13 protein-coding genes, 1 pseudogene and 1 riboswitch are annotated in these 18,293 nt (G+C 41.1%); of the genes and pseudogenes, 6 read left to right on the top strand and 8 right to left on the bottom strand.

Annotated features, from left to right (window positions below; all coding sequences use genetic code 11):
* The 4 genes and pseudogenes from AS141_RS18520 to AS141_RS18535 form a co-directional block, all read right to left on the bottom strand.
* A pseudogene (locus AS141_RS18520) lies at positions 1-836 on the bottom strand (hypothetical protein); the annotation flags it as partial.
* Positions 837-976: 140 nt separating this feature from the next.
* Positions 977-2,560: a T9SS type B sorting domain-containing protein gene (locus tag AS141_RS18525; protein ID WP_057939195.1), complete on the bottom strand. Its 1,584-nt coding sequence runs from the start codon at positions 2,558-2,560 to the stop codon at positions 977-979.
* Positions 2,557-4,671, bottom strand: a complete 2,115-nt coding sequence (locus AS141_RS18530) for an OmpA family protein (protein WP_057939196.1) — start codon at positions 4,669-4,671, stop codon at positions 2,557-2,559. The genes AS141_RS18525 and AS141_RS18530 overlap by 4 nt, the downstream gene beginning before the upstream one ends.
* Before the next feature lies 1 nt (position 4,672).
* Positions 4,673-5,647, bottom strand: a complete 975-nt coding sequence (locus AS141_RS18535) for a PorP/SprF family type IX secretion system membrane protein (protein ID WP_057939197.1) — start codon at positions 5,645-5,647, stop codon at positions 4,673-4,675.
* A 1,576-nt stretch (positions 5,648-7,223) separates the two neighbouring features.
* Here AS141_RS18535 and AS141_RS18540 point away from each other — a divergent pair.
* Both AS141_RS18540 and AS141_RS18545 read left to right on the top strand, forming a co-directional pair.
* Positions 7,224-7,850 carry a LuxR C-terminal-related transcriptional regulator gene (locus tag AS141_RS18540; protein ID WP_057939198.1) on the top strand — a complete coding sequence of 209 codons (627 nt, stop codon included), beginning with the start codon at positions 7,224-7,226 and terminating at the stop codon, positions 7,848-7,850.
* Between the two features lie 440 nt (positions 7,851-8,290).
* Entirely contained in the window at positions 8,291-8,446 is a 156-nt protein-coding gene (locus tag AS141_RS18545; RefSeq protein WP_157243530.1) for a hypothetical protein, read from the top strand.
* Here the strand turns inward: AS141_RS18545 and AS141_RS18550 are convergent.
* Positions 8,443-9,597 (bottom strand): Fic family protein, encoded by a 1,155-nt coding sequence (locus AS141_RS18550; RefSeq protein ID WP_198293582.1) that lies wholly within the window; start codon positions 9,595-9,597, stop codon positions 8,443-8,445. The two genes, AS141_RS18545 and AS141_RS18550, sit on opposite strands and share 4 nt — an antisense overlap.
* Before the next feature lie 388 nt (positions 9,598-9,985).
* On the opposite strand from AS141_RS18550, the gene AS141_RS27440 reads away from it, so the two are divergent.
* The gene (locus AS141_RS27440; protein ID WP_394331081.1) at positions 9,986-10,264 is read left to right on the top strand and encodes a DUF6922 domain-containing protein; all 279 of its coding nucleotides are present in this window, start codon (positions 9,986-9,988) and stop codon (positions 10,262-10,264) included.
* A gap of 167 nt (positions 10,265-10,431) precedes the next feature.
* Here AS141_RS27440 and AS141_RS18560 read toward each other — a convergent pair whose 3' ends face one another.
* From AS141_RS18560 to AS141_RS18570, 3 genes are all read right to left on the bottom strand, one after another.
* Positions 10,432-11,586 (bottom strand): aminotransferase class V-fold PLP-dependent enzyme, encoded by a 1,155-nt coding sequence (locus AS141_RS18560; RefSeq protein ID WP_057939201.1) that lies wholly within the window; start codon positions 11,584-11,586, stop codon positions 10,432-10,434.
* Positions 11,587-11,639: 53 nt separating this feature from the next.
* On the bottom strand, positions 11,640-12,356 hold the full coding sequence (locus AS141_RS18565; protein ID WP_057939202.1) for an EcsC family protein: 717 nt from the start codon (positions 12,354-12,356) through the stop codon (positions 11,640-11,642).
* 170 nt (positions 12,357-12,526) lie between these two features.
* Entirely contained in the window at positions 12,527-15,223 is a 2,697-nt protein-coding gene (locus AS141_RS18570; protein ID WP_057939369.1) for a M14 family metallopeptidase, read from the bottom strand.
* Positions 15,224-15,596: 373 nt separating this feature from the next.
* Between AS141_RS18570 and AS141_RS18580 the strand changes: the two genes are divergently transcribed.
* The 3 genes from AS141_RS18580 to pth all read left to right on the top strand — a co-directional run bounded on the left by AS141_RS18580 (position 15,597) and on the right by pth (position 17,964).
* Positions 15,597-16,523, top strand: a complete 927-nt coding sequence (locus tag AS141_RS18580; protein ID WP_057939204.1) for a ribose-phosphate pyrophosphokinase — start codon at positions 15,597-15,599, stop codon at positions 16,521-16,523.
* Positions 16,524-16,550: 27 nt separating this feature from the next.
* On the top strand, positions 16,551-17,132 hold the full coding sequence (locus tag AS141_RS18585) for a 50S ribosomal protein L25/general stress protein Ctc (RefSeq protein ID WP_057939205.1): 582 nt from the start codon (positions 16,551-16,553) through the stop codon (positions 17,130-17,132).
* A gap of 271 nt (positions 17,133-17,403) precedes the next feature.
* Positions 17,404-17,964 (top strand): aminoacyl-tRNA hydrolase, encoded by a 561-nt coding sequence (gene pth / locus AS141_RS18590; protein ID WP_057939206.1) that lies wholly within the window; start codon positions 17,404-17,406, stop codon positions 17,962-17,964.
* Between the two features lie 149 nt (positions 17,965-18,113).
* A riboswitch (SAM riboswitch) is annotated at positions 18,114-18,216 on the top strand.
* Positions 18,217-18,293: the final 77 nt, after the last annotated feature.

An 18,293-nucleotide genomic window follows, 5' to 3' on the forward strand; every position in this document is an offset into this window, starting at 1 on the left:
AAAAACTCCTGTTCTGTTCCGGTGTTACCTTCGTTAAGCCATACTTCGTATGCAGAAAGACCGTTCGCTCCATCAGCCCCGTCTGCTCCCGCCAAGCCGTCCAAAAAGTCTTTTTCGCTACCTACATTACCTTCAGCTAACCATATCTCGTAAGCGGATAAGCCATCAGTACCTGCTGGACCCACAGGACCAACCAAGCTATCCAAAAAGTCCTGCATAGTTCCCGTATTCCCTTCTGCAAGCCAGAGCTGATAGGCAGATAAACCATCTACCCCTAGAGCCTCAATCAAGTCACTGATCTGCTGGTACAACACTCCTCCATCAGCAATATTGTCGGAAACACTCTTTGGCACATCAATCACCCTCACATTACCTTCCTCGTCTGTATAAGTATATGTTCCGTCTCCATTGTCTACCAGGGTTGAAATAGTCTCATTCAAGATATCCCCTAAATCAACAAGAATCAGATCCCCATCTTCATTTGTGTAAAAGAACTGGTTGGTGGATGGGTCATAAACCACGGTATGGTTAGATGCGGAGCCTCCCCCTCCCCAAGCCAATCTTCTCCAGCGGTCTCTAAACCAATAAAAGTACCCTGGTGTGATCAGATCGTTATCCGTAGTGTTAAACACCAAGAGACTTTCCTCATTACCTGAGGTAATAGTTGTCTGGTCGATTACACTTTCCAATGCGACTCGAGGAATTAAAATACCTCTGTCACTGGAAACTATCTCCAATTGAGATGAGGGTGAAGGATCCTGTGTTCCTATCCCTACTTGCGCCATTGCCCCACCGGCACTTACGACAAATAAAATTAAAAGTAATAATTTCTTCATTGTATTGATTTTTATATAAAAACCTAGTTGATATAATGCGTCAGAATTTTCACCACAAAGGCATACTTCTGAATCCAAGCCTTTCCTAGGGTTGTCAGGAGGCTTTAATTGAGAGTCAGGAGCTTCGATAGCTCCTGTATTTAATCTTTCATCACCTGTATCCATCCTTTGAATTCTTTTTCCTGTCCATTATGATCTGTAACTTTTAGAATGTAGAAGTAAGTACCTGCAATCAGCCCTTCAGCATCCCAATCATTTTGGTAATCCTCCTTCTCAAAAACATGATCACCCCACCTGTTGAAAATCACAATACTGTTTTTGGAGAACCTGTTTAATCCCCGTATTTCAAACACATCATTATCACCATCACTATTGGGTGTAATCACATTTGGAATAAAGAATGACTTTACCTCATTTTCGTCTGTGGCAGAGTTGTCCGCAGGATCTTCTTCTTCCTCGAAAGCAGCTACTTCAGCATAATTGATGATCTTGCCCGGAGAACCTGCTTTCACTTTAAGCTTGATGATCATTTCGTCACCGGCTATGAAGAGAGGGATCCTCCATGTCAGCACCTGCCCCATAATCTCAGCATCCCACTCCATCAGACCAAAGGCAGATTCCACTTCCATGCTTTCGTAAACCAGCCCTGCCGGTAGGTTATCCACTACAACCACATCTGTGGCGTCCGTCTGGCTGTTGTTTTGAACCCTTATTTCATATTCAAAAACATCCCCCTCATAAACAGACACATCAAAGGAAGTCTTCTCAATAGCCATATTAGTGGCATTGCTGGTCAATACGGCAAGAGTAAAAACACCATAGTCTTCCAGCACAAGAGGTGTGGTAACAGTCTGCGCATCAGGATCCAAATCCCCTCCAAGGTTTGCCCATTGAGACTCCTGCTCATCCCATCCGGTGATTACAATCCTGTGTGCCTCCCCAAGGATAAATGCAGGAGTAGTCACATCTCTCCACGAAAGCGTCAAGTGTACATCCCCTTCCCCACCTGCTTTGGTCAACTCCCAATATTCTGCGTCATCGATCAGATTTATCCCGCCCTCCTTCTGGTCTCTGGGATACTGGCCGTCCGGATCTTCTAAAAAATACTTGGCCTTAAAATCAGCATCTGAGCTTGCCGGAGAAGAAATACCTGCAAAGCGGAAGTACCCCCCATCACCGATGGGATAGCTGAAAGCCCGGTTTCCAGCTTTTGAAACATACCCATCGACATGGCTTTGGTCTGAAGTGCTCTCATGGTTCCCCTCATCCTCAAAAATCATTAATCCACCGTTTCCATCGGCCAAGATAATCCCTTCCACAAATCTGGAAGTGCCTGAGACACTGAGGTCTCCAAACAGATGAAAAGCATTCTGATCCTGCGTATTGTTAAACAACACATGGTTGAGCCTGCTCAATTGACTGCCCATAATGTGCTGCACACCATATTTCCCTACAAAACGTGTATTTCCCTCTTCCCCTTCAGTAAAAGTCACTTCACCGTCATTGTTGTAATGGGCATATAGGTACAGATCCCCATCATTGAGCAATCGTCCGGACGCTTTGTTGTCAAGATCGAAATGCGTGGACATCACCGTCCCCGGCTTAATACTCATTTGCCCCATATTAACGGTCTGGGCAAAGAGGCAGGAATTCTGAACTATTGCAAAAAACCCCACCCAACAGAAAGTCCCAATCCCTACCAGCAGCTTTTTATGTCTCATCATTTCTCCTTAATTTGAGTTATTCCTTTATCTTGAGTAGCAGCTATTCCTGCCCAATCCATCAGAGGGTTACGCTTACCCAAATAGACTGTGGATTCATATACTTCCTCCAGTATCTTACTGATTACCTCTGTTTCACTGCACCAATTTTCGTCTAAGAATTCCTCAGGAATCACTGTCCCTTCCTTCAACTCTACAGAGAGCAATAACTCACTCCTCCTATTCAGCTGATGCATTTCCTCAGGACAATACACTCCATCCGGACAATCTGTAGCCAGACGCTCTTCCCCATACCATTCCAATGCTATTCTTTCTCCTGAGACACCTCTGCTTTGTAAATCAGAAAGCACTTCCTCAGCCCGACGGTGGCTTAGGGCCTTATTGTATTTGTCTGAAGCCCTAGAATCAGTATGTGCCGAGACCTTCAGCCCCAAAAATTCATATTTTTCCAACAATCCTAACACAGTGGAAAGTATCTCGTCAGCATCGGTCCTGATTCCACTTTTATCCAGATCGTAGTAAATAGTGTAGGTAAAAACGGTTAGATCCATGGGTATTTTCACCAGCTTATATTGACGCTCCTGCACGCCCGAGGGTGTTTCTTTGGTGGTAATCCCCTTATCCTCTACCATAAAAAATCCATCTTTGGTCAAGGATAAGTTGTAATCTGTATCCGCTGTCAAGTCTCCCAGAAATACGCCCGGTTCGGTTTGTATCATTTCCACATCATCCCCCACAGCATTAACCAGATTCAAGTCTGAACCTGTCACCAAATCGCCCCTACAATCAATTACCCTAACTAATAATTGTCTGAATTCCTGTTCCAGTCTATAGATATTATCCAGCCCTGAATCCCCCAATCTATTGGAACTCACATAAATTTCATTGACAGAAAATTGTCTGTATGCAAAGTCATCTTTGGCCGAGTTAACGGGGGAATCTAGATGAAGAAGATTTCCAAATCTCCCGTCATTCTCGGTTTCTGCACTAAAAATATCGAACCCTCCATATCCCTCAATTCCATCTGAAGCAAAGTACAATTTATCATCATGGAGAAAAGGATCTCTTTCATTTCCGAGGCTATTGACTTCATCTCCTACATTTACAGGAGATGAAAAATCAAGTTCTTGCGTGAATGATGAATAGTAGATGTCATATCCGCCAAATCCATCTTTCATGTCGGAAGCAAAGTATAACCGACCTGATGGTAGGTCTGCAAAAGGCGTGATTACACTATGCGAAAAAACATCATTATAAGGGAAAGAATTTATTTCGGTTACTGTCCCATCGTTTAATGTACCGTAGAATATTTCAGGATGAACAGTGAAACTCTTTTTCCCTTTGACCTTATCTATATCCCTGGTAGCCGAAAAGAATATAACATCCTTTTCTCCTATTTTGATTATAGAAGGGTCACTGATATGTAAAAAATCCTTCCTATCAAATTCAATTTCCTCTATAGTTCCCGTTTTATTCTTTCTGTAAATCTTGAGATATTCCCTCCCAGTCCAATTGTAATGCTTTTTGTCAAACAGTTTGTTCTTTACATCAAATCGAATTCCCGGAATGGGGCCTCCTTCAATGTTCGATCCTCTATCAGAAACAAAATAGAGATTTTCTTCTGCATCTTTCATCCCCATAAAATCTGTGGCAGACGCTGAATTAATATCATTGACGAACTCCATTTCCTGAGAGGTGGTCATGGAATGTGAAGCCAAAACCGTTTTCATATCAGAGTTGGCTAAATCTTCTATTTTAAACCCAAGTTTCTCAAGCACAGCCCGTGATTCATTTGGTCTGCCTACAGCATAAGAAGTCTTAAGGTAATCTTCAGCATCGTTTACTGTAAGTTCCTCAAATTCAGCAGCCTTTTCCCACCACTTCATTGCTTGGGAATAATCATTGAGCTTATCATAGCACTGCGCAGCTCCTTTCGCAGCACGGTAAGTTTCCTTTTTTCCGAAGGCTTTACCATAGACCTCAGCCGCATGGAGAATGTTACCCAACTCCAGCTGTTGGTCCGCATACCTAAGAATTGAATTCTGGGCCTTCCCTAAGTTGGGATAACCTGATATTAAAAAAAGAGCAAGTATAAGGGGTAAATAATTTTTCATATCAGAACCATCTTTGGTTTTTCATTTTTGCATTTCTGGGAGATAAATAATACCCCAATGAGAACTCATGTGAATTATTTCTCAAATCCGCCAAAACGTTCAGATTATGATCGTATGCATACCCTAGCCTCAAATTGTCCGTTGCAAAAATCTCCACGATCATAGCCACCGCATTTCTGTTGGTCAACTGCGGTTCTAGGTTATCCTTACCCCACTTCACATTAGATCTAAAAGATCCTCCAAACCATAACCTATCATACAATAGAAACATGGCATTCAGGTCATAATTGGTAGGAGCCCCTTTGACTTCCTTAACTAAAATAGAGGGCTTGACCTGAACATTATCAAACAAGGGCAATAAGACCCCGGCTGTCAAATAGTAGTGGAAATCATGGTAGGCAAGAGCTACATCTTCCTGTTTAAGCTTCCGCTTTCCTATCATGTTGAATGTGCTGAATCCTGCATAAAAGTTTGGGGTGTTGAAAAAGACTCCCGCATTCATATTAGGGGTATACAAGTTCACAATGCCTCCCATGAGTACCTCATCTTCCCATTCATTTGGATTGAGTTTTGAGCGGTCAATTGCGTATTCTGAGGCTCCTGCACTGATTCCAAGCCCCAAAAACGATTCTCTCCCAGTCTGTATCCTGTATGAATAGGTCAACAAGCCACCGGTTGTCCTGGCAGGTCCCAATTCATCATTCATAAAGGCCAGTCCAAACCCCATAGTGCCTTCATTGGCACTGAAGTCTGCCGTTACCGAGAGTGTCTTGGGGGCACCTGGAAATCCGGTCCATTGGGATCTATAAGTAGATTGTATATACCCTTCTTGCTTGTATCCTGCATACCCGGGATTGATATGCAATCCATTGAACATGTATTGACTAAATTGCGGAAGCTGTTGACCAGAGACGTTCCCTGTCACCAAGAGAACAGCCATAAAAATCAATACCACTAGCTTATTACTTACATTCATAATCAGGCTATATTATCCCTAGTTATTTGTAACTATCAATGAATACCTAAATTCTATTGATTTAACAATTATATTGTAATCCAAATTTCCAATAACTCAATTGATGGAATTTATCTTTCCAAGCAACACACTTATTCTCTATTTAAACACATGGCATATCAAAATTAAAACAGCCAAAAACAATCATTAGCATCATCACTTTAAAATTCGACTATACGCTTAATTCCCACTTAGTTAAAAATCAAATATTAACTACAACAATCAAAATAGAGAATGAAAACAAATCATCTTTTACTGCTTTATTCAGTAGCATTCCTCTATATGCTTGCTAAGATAAAATGAAAAAAATAAATTATTATATAATGAAATTGAGAATTATAACATTTAACAAATTGATGCTACAAATATTAATTAAATAACAAAAAGATGCTATTGTATTGAATCTGATACGCAAAAAACAACTACAAATTAGGCCATTATATTTACTTGATCAGCAAACACAAACTCAAAAATACAGGCAACTAATAACCAAATAGTTAAGGTTAAAACACATAAATATTAATAACAAAAAAACCACTTCGAACAATATTTAATGCATTTAAAAACATCGTCTTCACATATTACTGAATCAATGCAAGTCAGAAACACCAAAACACAATTCAATATTACTAATATGTATTTCATATAAAATATTTCGAATTATATAACTAATAAACTACTATACCAATCAAAACTTGATCATGCCAAATAAATACTATTTAAGCTTATTTGTTCAAATATGATCTCGTAAAATAGGGCAGGAAAGCATTGATTATGCTTTACCTGGACAGACGAAATTGCTAAAGCCCCACCTAATAAGCCCCCATTAGACTAGGAAAATCAAATCATGTCCAATCGAAAAAACTGATTTGAAAAATAATTAAGGGATACAGGTTTTTTTTCCGATTTTGGGCCACCTCTGATTCAACTATGCATAATACTTTTTCAATCTGAAATGTGAACCAGTCTATTCATAAGGAATTCTCTGAAACAAAAAGAAAAAAAATGACTCTGCTTTCCCATACCAGTCTTCTCCGCTACAGTCGCTAAGTTCTGCTAAAACCCGATCGGACTCATCCTACCCCTTTTCTACACTACCCTTAATTAGGCCCATGAAAATTTTTCTCCCACGAGTTTCGGAAGAGCAAAGAAACCTATCAATTAAAGTAAGGTTGTGAGATTTAAAAATAATTATGATGGACAGGTATATTCCTCCTGAACCATATTAGAAGTTTTTTAGGAGTGCCCAAATTGAGGAACTTAATTTCAATTCTGAAACAGATCCATAACTAATCCAAAAGTATCAATGGCGTCACCGATTAAATTTTAAATCATCAAGTTAATCTAAAAAAACCCAAGGATCCAAGTGCACTATTCGATCATCAACTTTTTTACATAGAAAGCCTATGGCAATTTTTTGCTAAAAACCCATAACACTATTACAATTTCATGCTATATATACACATTTCAAACATTTAAACATACCGCAAATCACTTAAACATCCTTAATATTAGGTATTAGGTATAACGTTAAACAATGAAACAACAAAAAGCGATCATATTTGATGATCACAGATTATTTAGCGATTCATTTTCATCAATACTAGAAAAAGCAGAAATATTTACCTCCGTTCATTCGTTTTTCGATGAAAAACTTTTAATCCGCTTCCTGATGTTAGAAAGCCCAAATCCAACTGTTCTGTTTTTGGATTTCTTACTCGTTGAACGGAATTCATTGCATCTGATAAATGAGACACGTAGACTGAATAGAAACCTGAAAATCATTATTGTTTCAGGTGTCACCTCGCCGGCACTTGTAAAATCAATACTAAACTATCGTCCACAGGGGTTTATTAGTAAATTCTCTGGGTTTGACATGGTGGTTGAATGCTTGAATAAGAATGCTGATGGTAGACAGTTCATCTGCCCTGAAATAAAAAAAATCTTAAGTACCGTAGACAGAGCAACACAAATACACTTTACCTCAAGAGAGCTTCAGTTATTGCAATATTTCGACCAAGGCAATTCTATCATGAAAACCGCAGAACTTGTTCACCTCAGCAAGCATACGGTTGTATCTCATCGCAGGACAATGATGAAAAAAGCAAATTGTAACTCTATTACTGAACTTCTGGCTTTTGCCAGGCAACATGGATTGATTTAACCAATTCGAAAACTTAGTGCAACTCCGATCCTTATCGGCTTCCGTGATCCGACTTTTAGGCAGCAGCTAATCTTGCTTAGAAAGTATCAGATTTCCAGAAGGTGTGTTGTACTAAAGGTATTTCGATGGCAGCTCGACTAGACTGCAGCAGCAAAAACTAGTTTTACTTCAATTACACTCCTAGTGGTAAATTATAAACTGATGATCAGGTATCCCAGGTCCCAATAACCATAAATCTTTTGTCAATTGGTTAAAAAGCTAAAGAAGAGCCTAGCATAATTCACAAAAAAGATATTATAGAGGAATCATGGAGTACTATAGAGCGGAATATCCAGTTCGAGAAGTAGTTTTAAAATACACAGTTTTTCAGGGGATATTGAACCAATTAGCCGCTGTTTTGAATGGTAATCTCCGCTTTTATACAGCTAACTTACCGAGCTTTGAGAATTGTTTTAGGGCCAACGTTTTTTGGGGGAAGGGCCGGGAAGAAATATTTGATCGGTATATTTGCAGTTATAGCTATTTTTGCAAATATAGGGTTTTATATTTGTGAGAGGAAGGAAAAAGGAAAGCTCCACTTAAATAGTGAAGCCTAAGAGTTAAAAAGCCTAATATATTCTCCAAAAGCATAGATACGGTTACGCTTGTATCCTGTAAGTTCTTCCAAAATCCCCATAGCCATCAGGTCCTTTATTAAGCGGTTTGCGGTAGAGGCGTGAACATGCAATATTTCTGCGACTTTGGCTCCATCAATGATCGGATTTTTGTAAAGCTCTCTCATTAGTATTTTCGCATCCTGCTGCCGCTTGCCTAACCGGATCAGCTGTGCGAGTTCGACCCGGTCACGTAACTTAACGATATTTTGGAAAGTTTCAATACTGGATTCCGTCGTTTCGATAACACCTACAAGGAAGTATTCGATCCAGATTTTCAGGTCATTTTTTTCCCTAACCCGCATCAGGTTGTCGTAATAGTCCCTTCGGTTCCTCTCAAAGAAATCGGACAGATAGAGAGTCGGTTTTCTTAATAGGCCCTTATCCAGAAGGTACAATGTGATCAATAACCTTCCTATTCGGCCGTTCCCGTCCAGAAAAGGATGGATAGTTTCAAACTGGTAGTGGATCAGAGCAATTTTGATAAGGTGTGGGACAAATATTGGTATGTCTGCGTTGTCGGCATGAATAAACTGTTCCAGGTCACTCATTAGTTCTGGTATTTCCTGATGAGTTGGTGGAACAAAGATGGCATGTTTGAGACTTGGACCTATCCAGTTTTGGCTTGTTCTGAATTCTCCAGGTAACTTTTCTTTTCCACGAACACCTTGAAGAAGGGTAGCGTGGGTTTGTTTGATTAATCGGGTAGAAATCGGTAATCTTTCCATCTCCCGAATGGCTTGATTCATAGCCTCAATATAGCAGTGTACTTCTTTCCAATCATCCCTTTTTTCTGGATCCAAATCTTTCTCTTTGATAAGTGCTTCCTGAAAAGAGGTCTGTGTTCCTTCTATTTTACTGGATACTGTCGCTTCCTTAGTGATATGCATCATGATGAAGAAGTCAATATCTGGTATCAAATCTGAAAAAGCATCCAGCTTGCCAAGGCTACGGTCAGCTTGGCTTAATAAAGTGGATAATTTAGGGTCTGTTGTTATCCACTGACGATTGATCAGTTCAGGACTGAAGCTTCTATATTCCATTCGCTTGATCCAGGTTCCGGACTGGAAGTTATTGACATCTCTTATTTCCATATGGAATGCGCAACTATGCTATTTTATATTTGCAAATATACCTATTACTGCAAATACAACAAACTACATCTGCATTTTATAATCTTAATGAAAATATAAAATTTTTATTTGCAGGAATTGACACTGAGGTGCCCTAACCGGGTTCTTACGTTTCAAAATCAATCAATACCACCTTTTCAGATTAATTTTTATATCTCTTTCATGAAAATCTCCTATCAGTTTGTGATCTGTTCCCAATGTTTCAAATTCTGAACATTTTTTTGAAGTTTGATCCTCTATTCAACTAATGTTCGCTATTCTTTCTATAATAATATTCGTTAATTACGTATCGAGTGCTTAAGTCAGAATAAATAAGAAATCTATAAAAACAAATAAAACACACCTAAATCTGCCTCAAAGATTATTCTGGGATTTTGATTTCGCTAAACTGGATTGGGATAGAAGCTATCGTACTGTCATTGAAAGGGTAATTGAGCGGGGGACAAAAATGGAATGGTTTGAAATGACGAGATATTATGGGAAAAACTTAATTAAGGCTACTTTGAAAAACGAGATCAATTATCTTCCTGAATACGCTATTGATTTGGTGGAAGAAAATTTAGGTCTAAACAGAACCCAACTTAAATGCTACAAAAAGATACAGTCTCAGCATCAACATTGGCTTTGATTAAGCTTTTAATGAAAGACGAGAAAATGTGCGCGGGGTAAACAAAACGGTCCAAAGTTGTTTTTCTCAACTTTAGACCGTTTTTCACTTTCTAATCAGCCTATTAATCTGATAGACAGCCCCCCGTAGGATTCATTCACTCGAGCCTTCCGATGTTGTTTTTACTATCATTTCAACCTACTGGATTCCAATACCTGAATCAGCTTTTCAATATCCTTCTCTGTATTAAACACATTCACCGATACCCTCAACTGCTCACCCCGGTTGGAAACAGAAATCCTATTGGCTTCCAAGTTCTTTTTCAAATGATCTGCATCAATGTCCCCAGGAAGTTTTAAGGCAAAAAGATGATGGGACAAATACTTTTCCTCTTCTACTTCCACCTCCCGCTTTCTAAGATACTCATATAGCGGAGCAGTCAGCTGCTGACAGTAGTTCTCTATGCCATGCACCGTCCATTCATTAATCTGCTTCAGCGCTTCGTTCAACATAGGCAGCAGGATGAAATTACTCATCTCCCCAACATTATACCGTCCAGAGTCTTCGGTGTATTCATGATCGTATTTGGTCAAGTTCCCAAAGTCCTGCGAATTGGTGCGGTTCAACCAAGATTCCTCCAGAGGCTCCCCACCATCAAACGCATGTCCGAAATAGGAAATCCCCAATCCATACGGGCCAAAAAGCCATTTGTAACCGGCACAGACCAAGGCATCAATCTTAAATCGCTTGACATCCATCTCCGCAGCGCCGGTAGATTGTGTTCCATCCACGATGAAAATAGCTCCAACGGTTTTACATTTTTGCCCTATACTCTCCAGATCGAATTTCAATCCATTCATCCAATGCACAGAAGACATCAGCACCACCGCTGTTTCTGAAGTAATGCTATCCAATATGTTCTTATTCCAACTTTCACCTTGAGTTGCCCCTCCTTTATCAGGGCCTACGATTTTTAATGCGGCGTGATTTTTATCACACCAGGTTTTCAACGAAAAATACCCGCTGGGAAATTCATCTTCCAACACGATGGCATGCTGCCCCGGATCACAGGAAATGTTACCTAAAGCAGTGGCAAAGCCATAAGAACTTGAGGGAATCAAAGCCACTTGCATGGGGTCACAATTTACGAGCTCAGCAAAACGTACTTTCACTTCCCTTGCCCCGGAAAAAAAATCCTCAGGAACTATACTCGCAGGATTTCTTTCCCGCACCAGTGCCCTGATAGCAGCCTGCTCAGCCGATTTCAATAGTGGCCCCTTATATCCGCAATTGAGGTAATGAATATCCGGATCAAGACTGAAGAGGTGTTTCTGATTATCCATCTACTTTGATTTTGTTCTATTTACTAATGTGTTATACAAGGCTGAACAGCATTTTATTCTAGCACCCGTAGTCTATAGGCGTTCATTGCATACTTACCCAGATGTTCTGTCAGGCGATAATTGGCAATTGCCCCCACTCCTGCCCCTACAATTGGAATCAGCTGCGCCAGTTTTGCCAAGTCAATATAGTCTCTGTAGTCTAGTTGGAAAGTCTTCCAATCAAACTCTTTGAGATCTTTGGGCAACGTCCCACGATATTCTTCCCAGTTTTCTATCAGCCCGATTAAATCGTTCCTTCTCTGCTGTGAAGAAAAACTAAGCTGGAACACGTACAATAGAAAAAGACGCTCATGGAAATCCTTGGTATCAAAACCATAGAGTGCTGCGATATCAAAAAGCATTTTCATCTTGATGGTAAGAAAGGCGGGAAAATCTGCAAACCCCATAAGAATTCCTCCTGCCCCGGTTACCGCCCCCTCCACGGAAGCTGTATTCCGATACCACTTAATCCTACTTCTCACTTTGAACTCACGTTGCTTAAATGAAAGGCTTTCATGTGGTCTTGGGACAATCCAACTCGATCCGGTAATCACGACCTTCACCATATTCTCTATAGCCATGGTAATTGCCTTATGTACCTTATCAGGAATCCAGCTATTGATTTTATTCTGGACTCCATGGGTCAACCGCCCACCAAGACCTGGCTTTTTTTTCATTCTATGCTGCCAAAGTGCAAGCTCTGCATGGGCATAGTGTAAATAGGTGTCCATTATTACAAGTTTAGGTCGGTGACTGCCAATTGAAATTATACTGGTTAATGCTTACGAAAATAAATGCTGAATGATTAACTTCTCTTTCACTTTATAATTTATACCAACGACAACAACGAAAAAACCGTCCCTTTCGAGACGGTTTTCCTAAGCTTGTCAGAGCAGAAGTTCTAGTTGTAAAGCCCATTAAAAAGCATTTTGAATGTGCCATGTGCCTGGGCTCTGAAGGTAATCTCCGGACCAAAAGCGTAGAATTTTCCTTCACCAATCCGAGCTTCGAAGGCAGTGACTCCATTTTTCAGGTATGCCTGCCCCCATGCCCATCCGCTTCTCAGGGGCTCCTCTTCCCCAAACCATGCGATAGGCCTTACCCCCATGTTCCCTGCACCCGGATTAAGCTTGAAAACCGGACTTCTATTAAACATGATATTGGCACTTTCACCCATCCCAAAGTTAATAGGCACTGAATTATCCACGTGCATTTCCAGCACCGACCCCGGCACATAGTATTTTTCGCCACTAAGGGCCTTGGCTTTTCCATCCGCCCCAACCTCTACCAGGGCATCTTCCACAGGCAGCCCAAAATGATATGCCAGCTCGGTGGCGGAACCTACTGAGATGATTTTCCCTCCATTTTCTACGAACTTCTTTAGCTGAGCAGCTGATTCATCTACCGAGAAACTTCCCAACATATGATGGTACTTTTCATCGATTTCTTCAGGCTTCGGTTGGGATCTAGCATAGCCCCGCGAATCAACTCCTGGGATTCCAGAACTAATAAACAGCATCACATCGAATTTCTCATTCAGATTTCCTTCATCAATTTCTTTCGGAAATACCAATTGGTATTCAAAATGGAATTGCTCGAGTATCCAGCGAACCCAGCCGGAAGGCATAGATCCTCCATAGTAATCATATAGCCCAATACGGGCGGGCTCTATTTGCGTGGCACCTTTAGGCATAGCTGCCGGCAGTGGATATACACCATATTCTTTCGACGCCAGTTCCAATTCTTTTTTGCCTCCGCTCACATAGAAAGAGCCGGCTGGTAATCCATCCACAGGAGCGCTGGTTCTGTAAACTTTCACTTTGGATTTAAGCAGATCATTTACCGCCATGAAACTGTTATTGTTTCTTACATCAAGTAAATAGCCTGAACCATTTGCCAGTGATTTAGCTGGTGGGCTTTGTATTTCTCCGTATGGAATCCGCTCAAATGGCCCTTCAAAGCCTTCGTATAAGCGATCAACTTCCACTCCCATTTGCAGGGCCAAGGTCCAGCCTGCTGCATCATATGGTCTGATCGGAGGCCCTCCTGGATAGAGGAAATCATTCGGGTGATCCTGCGGCTCAAACATATCGATCACGTGTGGACGAAATGCCTGTGCTGTCTTCACAATAAATGAGTTTGCAGGGTAAGTCTTACCGTTTACCATAAAGTCATCAGTCGCTTTTTCCACCAAAACCCCCGACTTGATCAGCGCATTCATGAACTTCACTGCCGTAGGGAAATCAGGCTGGTCCGCCGACAGGATATAACCGCGGGGATCTCTGTTCACAGGGGCTGTATAGACAGAGTCATAGAACTGCTTAGGGATTCCCGATCTCGAAGAAATTTCACTTTCCTTACTCTTTTGCGATCTCACATACCCATCCTGCACAGCCTGTGCATATTTTGGGTACATCGTCCAGTTGTCCCGGCTGCCCTTGTCTATGGACTTTCTGCCCATCAGGTAAATATTCAACAGCAACTCATCCCCATGCCGAACCGCATGGTTAAAGATTGCATAATTCAATGAAACCGAATAGTCAATAGATTGTCTGAAGTGCCACTCCTGAGGAGTTACAGGATAAGGGGTTCCATTATTTGGAATCAGCCGCTCGGGCACCAAGGGGACTTTGGCCGGCGTAGGGTTACCGATTATCTCTGTCAATATCCCAATGATATTATGATAGTAGGGGGTAGTTCTCAACCCACCATTCCACCAAGTAGAAAACACAGAGCCATCCAATCTCGTGTAGCCAGGCTTATCTTCCTGATGCATTCTATTGATCATTGCAGCTCCTACAGCATCCAAGCTTGTAATAATCAAGGGATCAAACACATGGTTAAACGGATCCCGATAAGGTGGCCCGGCCACCACTGTCCCCGCAGGTCCGGACTGATGATGATTGTAAATAATCTGAGGGATCCACTCTACGTATTGCTGGAGAGACATATTTGTCGCCTCGCTCATGTTATTCATGTAGAAGTCACGGTTGTTATCATGACCTACATATTTCTGATAGAGGATAGGGATATTCTGGTCTCTGTCTTCAGGGGTTTCCTTCCTCATGTACCAATCAGACATGATTTCCATCCCGTCAGGATTCGCATGCACAAGTAAAATAATGACTTTATCCAGAATTTTAAGCGTTTCCGCATCCTTCCTTGAAGCTAATTGATATAAGGTTTCTATCAACTGATGTGGGCCAACGACTTCATTGGCATGCAGCCCTCCGTCTATCCAAACCACAGGTTTTCCTTCCACAGAGAGTTTCTCAGCCTCTTCGCGGGTGATTTCAGCATGAGCAAGTTTCTGCGAAATCTCCTTGTACTCATCTAGCTTTTCAAAATTGGCAGGTGCAGTCACGATCATCATAGGCTGTGCCCTACCGTACTCGGTTTTACCAATTTCCACCATTCTCACCCGGTCACTCGCATCAGCAACTTTCTTGAAATAAGCTTCAGTTTCTGAGAAATTGGCAAGTTTGTAATCCTCGCCTATATCAAACCCAAAATGCTCGCTGGGACTTGGGACATCTTGGGCAAAAACCCGTAAAGAGCAGGATATTAACAGAATAATAAGTGTAGATCTTAATCTCATAAGCATGTGGGTTGGTCTATTTACTTTCTAAATTAGTATGAAAAAAAAGTCTACAGCTTTTATTAAGCTTCTTTTATAGAATTTTTACAGGACTGGAAGATTAAAGCAATAAGGGAGTGGAATAACGAACCCAGTCAATGCGAAGCACAGCAAATTATAGCCAAACAGGTCCTTATTCCTGACCGTCACTTTATGTTTGCTATTTAATCCAGCATAAAACAGTTTAGATTTTAACCAGACTGGCGCATACTTCCCATAACATATTTCGAAATTATCTACTGAATGAACCATGAACACTCTAGCCATCCATTCAAAAATCATTACTTTTGCCCATAAATCCATTCCCAATCTTTCCCGAAAAAAACAACTAACCATGTCCGAGGTTAAAATCTTTTCAGGCACCAACAGCCAGTCTCTAGCAGAAAAAATAGCGAAAAACTACGGTAAAAAACTTGGCGACCTCACCCTATCAAAGTTCAGTGACGGTGAATTATCCCCAAGTTTCAATGAATCTATAAGAGGTTGTACTGTCTTTTTAGTACAAAGTACTACTCCGCCCAGTGACAATCTTCTGGAACTTTGTCTGATGATAGATGCCGCCAAGAGAGCCAGTGCTTATAAAGTATGCGCCGTTATTCCCTACTTCGGATATGCCAGACAAGACAGGAAAGATCGGCCTAGAGTATCCATAGCAGCGAAGGCCATCGCCAATATGATCACCTCAGCAGGTGCGGACCGTATCATGACCTGTGACCTACATGCCGGACAAATTCAAGGTTTTTTTGATATACCTTTGGATCATTTGAATGGATCAGCTATTTTTGTGCCCTATTTGAATTCGCTGAGACTTCCTGATATGATTTTCGCATCTCCGGATGTGGGAGGAGTAGCAAGAGCCAGGGCTTATGCCAAGCATTTCGAAGTAGAGATGGTCGTCTGTGATAAGCATAGAAAAAGAGCCAATGAGATTGCTTCCATGCAAGTAATCGGGGATGTGGAAGGAAAAGATGTGATTTTGGTCGATGATTTGGTGGATACTGCAGGTACGCTCTGCAAAGCCGCCGAAATGGTCATGGAAAAAGGAGCCAATTCTGTAAGGGCTATTGCTACACATGGTGTACTTTCAGGAAAAGCCTACGAAAACATAGAAAACTCAGCTTTGGAAGAACTGGTAATTACTGATACCATTTTCCCAAAACAGCAATCCCCAAAAATCAAAGTATTGACAGTCGCTGACCTGTTCGCCAAGGCTATCCATGCCGTGACAGGAAACACCTCTATCAGTTCTTTGTTTATTTAAAGAACCAATTTTAATACAAATACAAATATGAAAACACTAGAGGTTATAGGGTTTAAAAGAGCAAATCTCGACAGTGCCAGTCTTTCTGAATTGAGAGAATCAGGTAATGTTCCCTGCGTGGTTTACGGACCTGGTATTAAAGAGCAGATTCATTTCTACTCTCCAATCATCCTTTTCAGAGACTTGATTTATACTCCTGAAGTTCATCTGGTAGACTTGAACATCGAAGGAACTATCATCAAAGCCGTTTTGAAGGACGCACAATTCCACCCGGTAAGCGAATTGCTTCTGCATGCTGACTTTGTGGCTTATGCAGATGACAAGCCTATCAAATTTGAGATCCCGGTGAAAGTAGTAGGAAACTCTCCAGGCATAGCAAAAGGCGGTAAACTGGAACTAAAGACAAGGGTATTGAAAGTTAAAGGCCTTGCAAAAGACTTCCCTGATTTCATTACTGTGGATATTTCTGATCTTGATTTAGGTAAATCATTCAAAGTAGAAGACGTAAAAGTCGAAGGCTTCGAAATCCTGACAAGCCCTAATGTATCTATCGTGACTATTGGTATCCCAAGAGCACTTAGAGGCAAAAAAGGCGGAGACGACGAATAGGTTCAGTCTCATATTCATTCAAATCCTGCCCAAAACCGGGCAGGATTTTTTATTTTTATGCCCTTTATAGCCCCTGACATGAAATCAAACATGACGAAGAACGAAACCGAGAGGGATGATTATACGCCTCGCCAGATTCCATGTGACCTTTAAAAGACAAATTATAAACACATGAAATCGACACGATTAAAATCATCATTAAAACACACAGGGCAATGATTATTTTGATCGTCAAAGATTCCATCTGACCATTTAAAACAATTATAAACAGATGAAATACCTGATCATAGGCCTTGGGAATATTGGTCCCGAATACGAACTCACAAGACACAATATCGGATTTTTGACAGTGGACAGACTTGCTGACGCCATGGGCTGTGTCTGGAAAAGTGATCGGCTTGCCTTCAAAACTGAGTTTAAACACAAAGGCAGGACTATCCATCTGATCAAGCCTACTACCTATATGAACCTAAGCGGTAAGGCGATGAACTACTGGATGAAAGAGCTTCAAGTATCCAAAGAAAATACCTTAGTGATCGTGGATGATGTGGCTATCCCTTTTGGCAAACTTCGCATGAAGCCGAAGGGAAGCGCTGCCGGACATAACGGACTGAGAAATATCGAGGAACTCACGGGAGGCCAAAACTACCCAAGACTAAGAATGGGAATAGGGGATGATTTTCCAAAAGGAAGACAAATTGACTATGTTTTAGGGAAATTCACACAGTCAGAATTTGCTGAATTACCTACAATAATGGACAAAGCAATAGAAATGAGTCTCAATTTTTGCACTATTGGAATAGACCGCACCATGAATCAATTTAACGATTGATCAATTCGAGCTTAACTCAAGCGTCAGACATTTTTATGGATATAATCCATGCGGGATTCCTTGTGTCCCTTTAAAAAAAACACAATCCCCTGAAATAAGATTTGGAAATTCCCGAAACCCGCTCTTTCTTTGTATCACTTCAGGCAACTGATTTATAAAGAAGAGGCGAGAGATTAGGCTCTAAGACCCTCTGGCAACCATCCCGAAACGGAGAACGGTGCCAAATCCTACCCGATGCGGGAACTATAGATTGGCTTACTTCACAAATAATCCCTTTTAGTTCGTTTACCGCCTCTTGGTTTGATTTTCTCAAATCTGCTTGATTAGTC

Origin of the sequence: Algoriphagus resistens (assembly GCF_001442615.1) — a bacterium.
Classification (GTDB): domain Bacteria; phylum Bacteroidota; class Bacteroidia; order Cytophagales; family Cyclobacteriaceae; genus Algoriphagus; species Algoriphagus resistens.

Bases quoted from the DNA above. Each gene is read 5' to 3' on its own strand.
- AS141_RS18525 (WP_057939195.1), bottom strand. From the start codon at position 2,560: ATGATGAGACATAAAAAGCTGCTGGTAGGGATTGGGACTTTCTGTTGG.
- AS141_RS18530 (WP_057939196.1), bottom strand. From the start codon at position 4,671: ATGAAAAATTATTTACCCCTTATACTTGCTCTTTTTTTAATATCAGGT.
- AS141_RS18535 (WP_057939197.1), bottom strand. From the start codon at position 5,647: ATGAATGTAAGTAATAAGCTAGTGGTATTGATTTTTATGGCTGTTCTC.
- AS141_RS18540 (WP_057939198.1), top strand. From the start codon at position 7,224: ATGAAACAACAAAAAGCGATCATATTTGATGATCACAGATTATTTAGC.
- AS141_RS18550 (WP_198293582.1), bottom strand. From the start codon at position 9,597: ATGGAAATAAGAGATGTCAATAACTTCCAGTCCGGAACCTGGATCAAG.
- AS141_RS18560 (WP_057939201.1), bottom strand. From the start codon at position 11,586: ATGGATAATCAGAAACACCTCTTCAGTCTTGATCCGGATATTCATTAC.
- AS141_RS18565 (WP_057939202.1), bottom strand. From the start codon at position 12,356: ATGGACACCTATTTACACTATGCCCATGCAGAGCTTGCACTTTGGCAG.
- AS141_RS18570 (WP_057939369.1), bottom strand. From the start codon at position 15,223: ATGAGATTAAGATCTACACTTATTATTCTGTTAATATCCTGCTCTTTA.
- AS141_RS18580 (WP_057939204.1), top strand. From the start codon at position 15,597: ATGTCCGAGGTTAAAATCTTTTCAGGCACCAACAGCCAGTCTCTAGCA.
- AS141_RS18585 (WP_057939205.1), top strand. From the start codon at position 16,551: ATGAAAACACTAGAGGTTATAGGGTTTAAAAGAGCAAATCTCGACAGT.
- pth (WP_057939206.1), top strand. From the start codon at position 17,404: ATGAAATACCTGATCATAGGCCTTGGGAATATTGGTCCCGAATACGAA.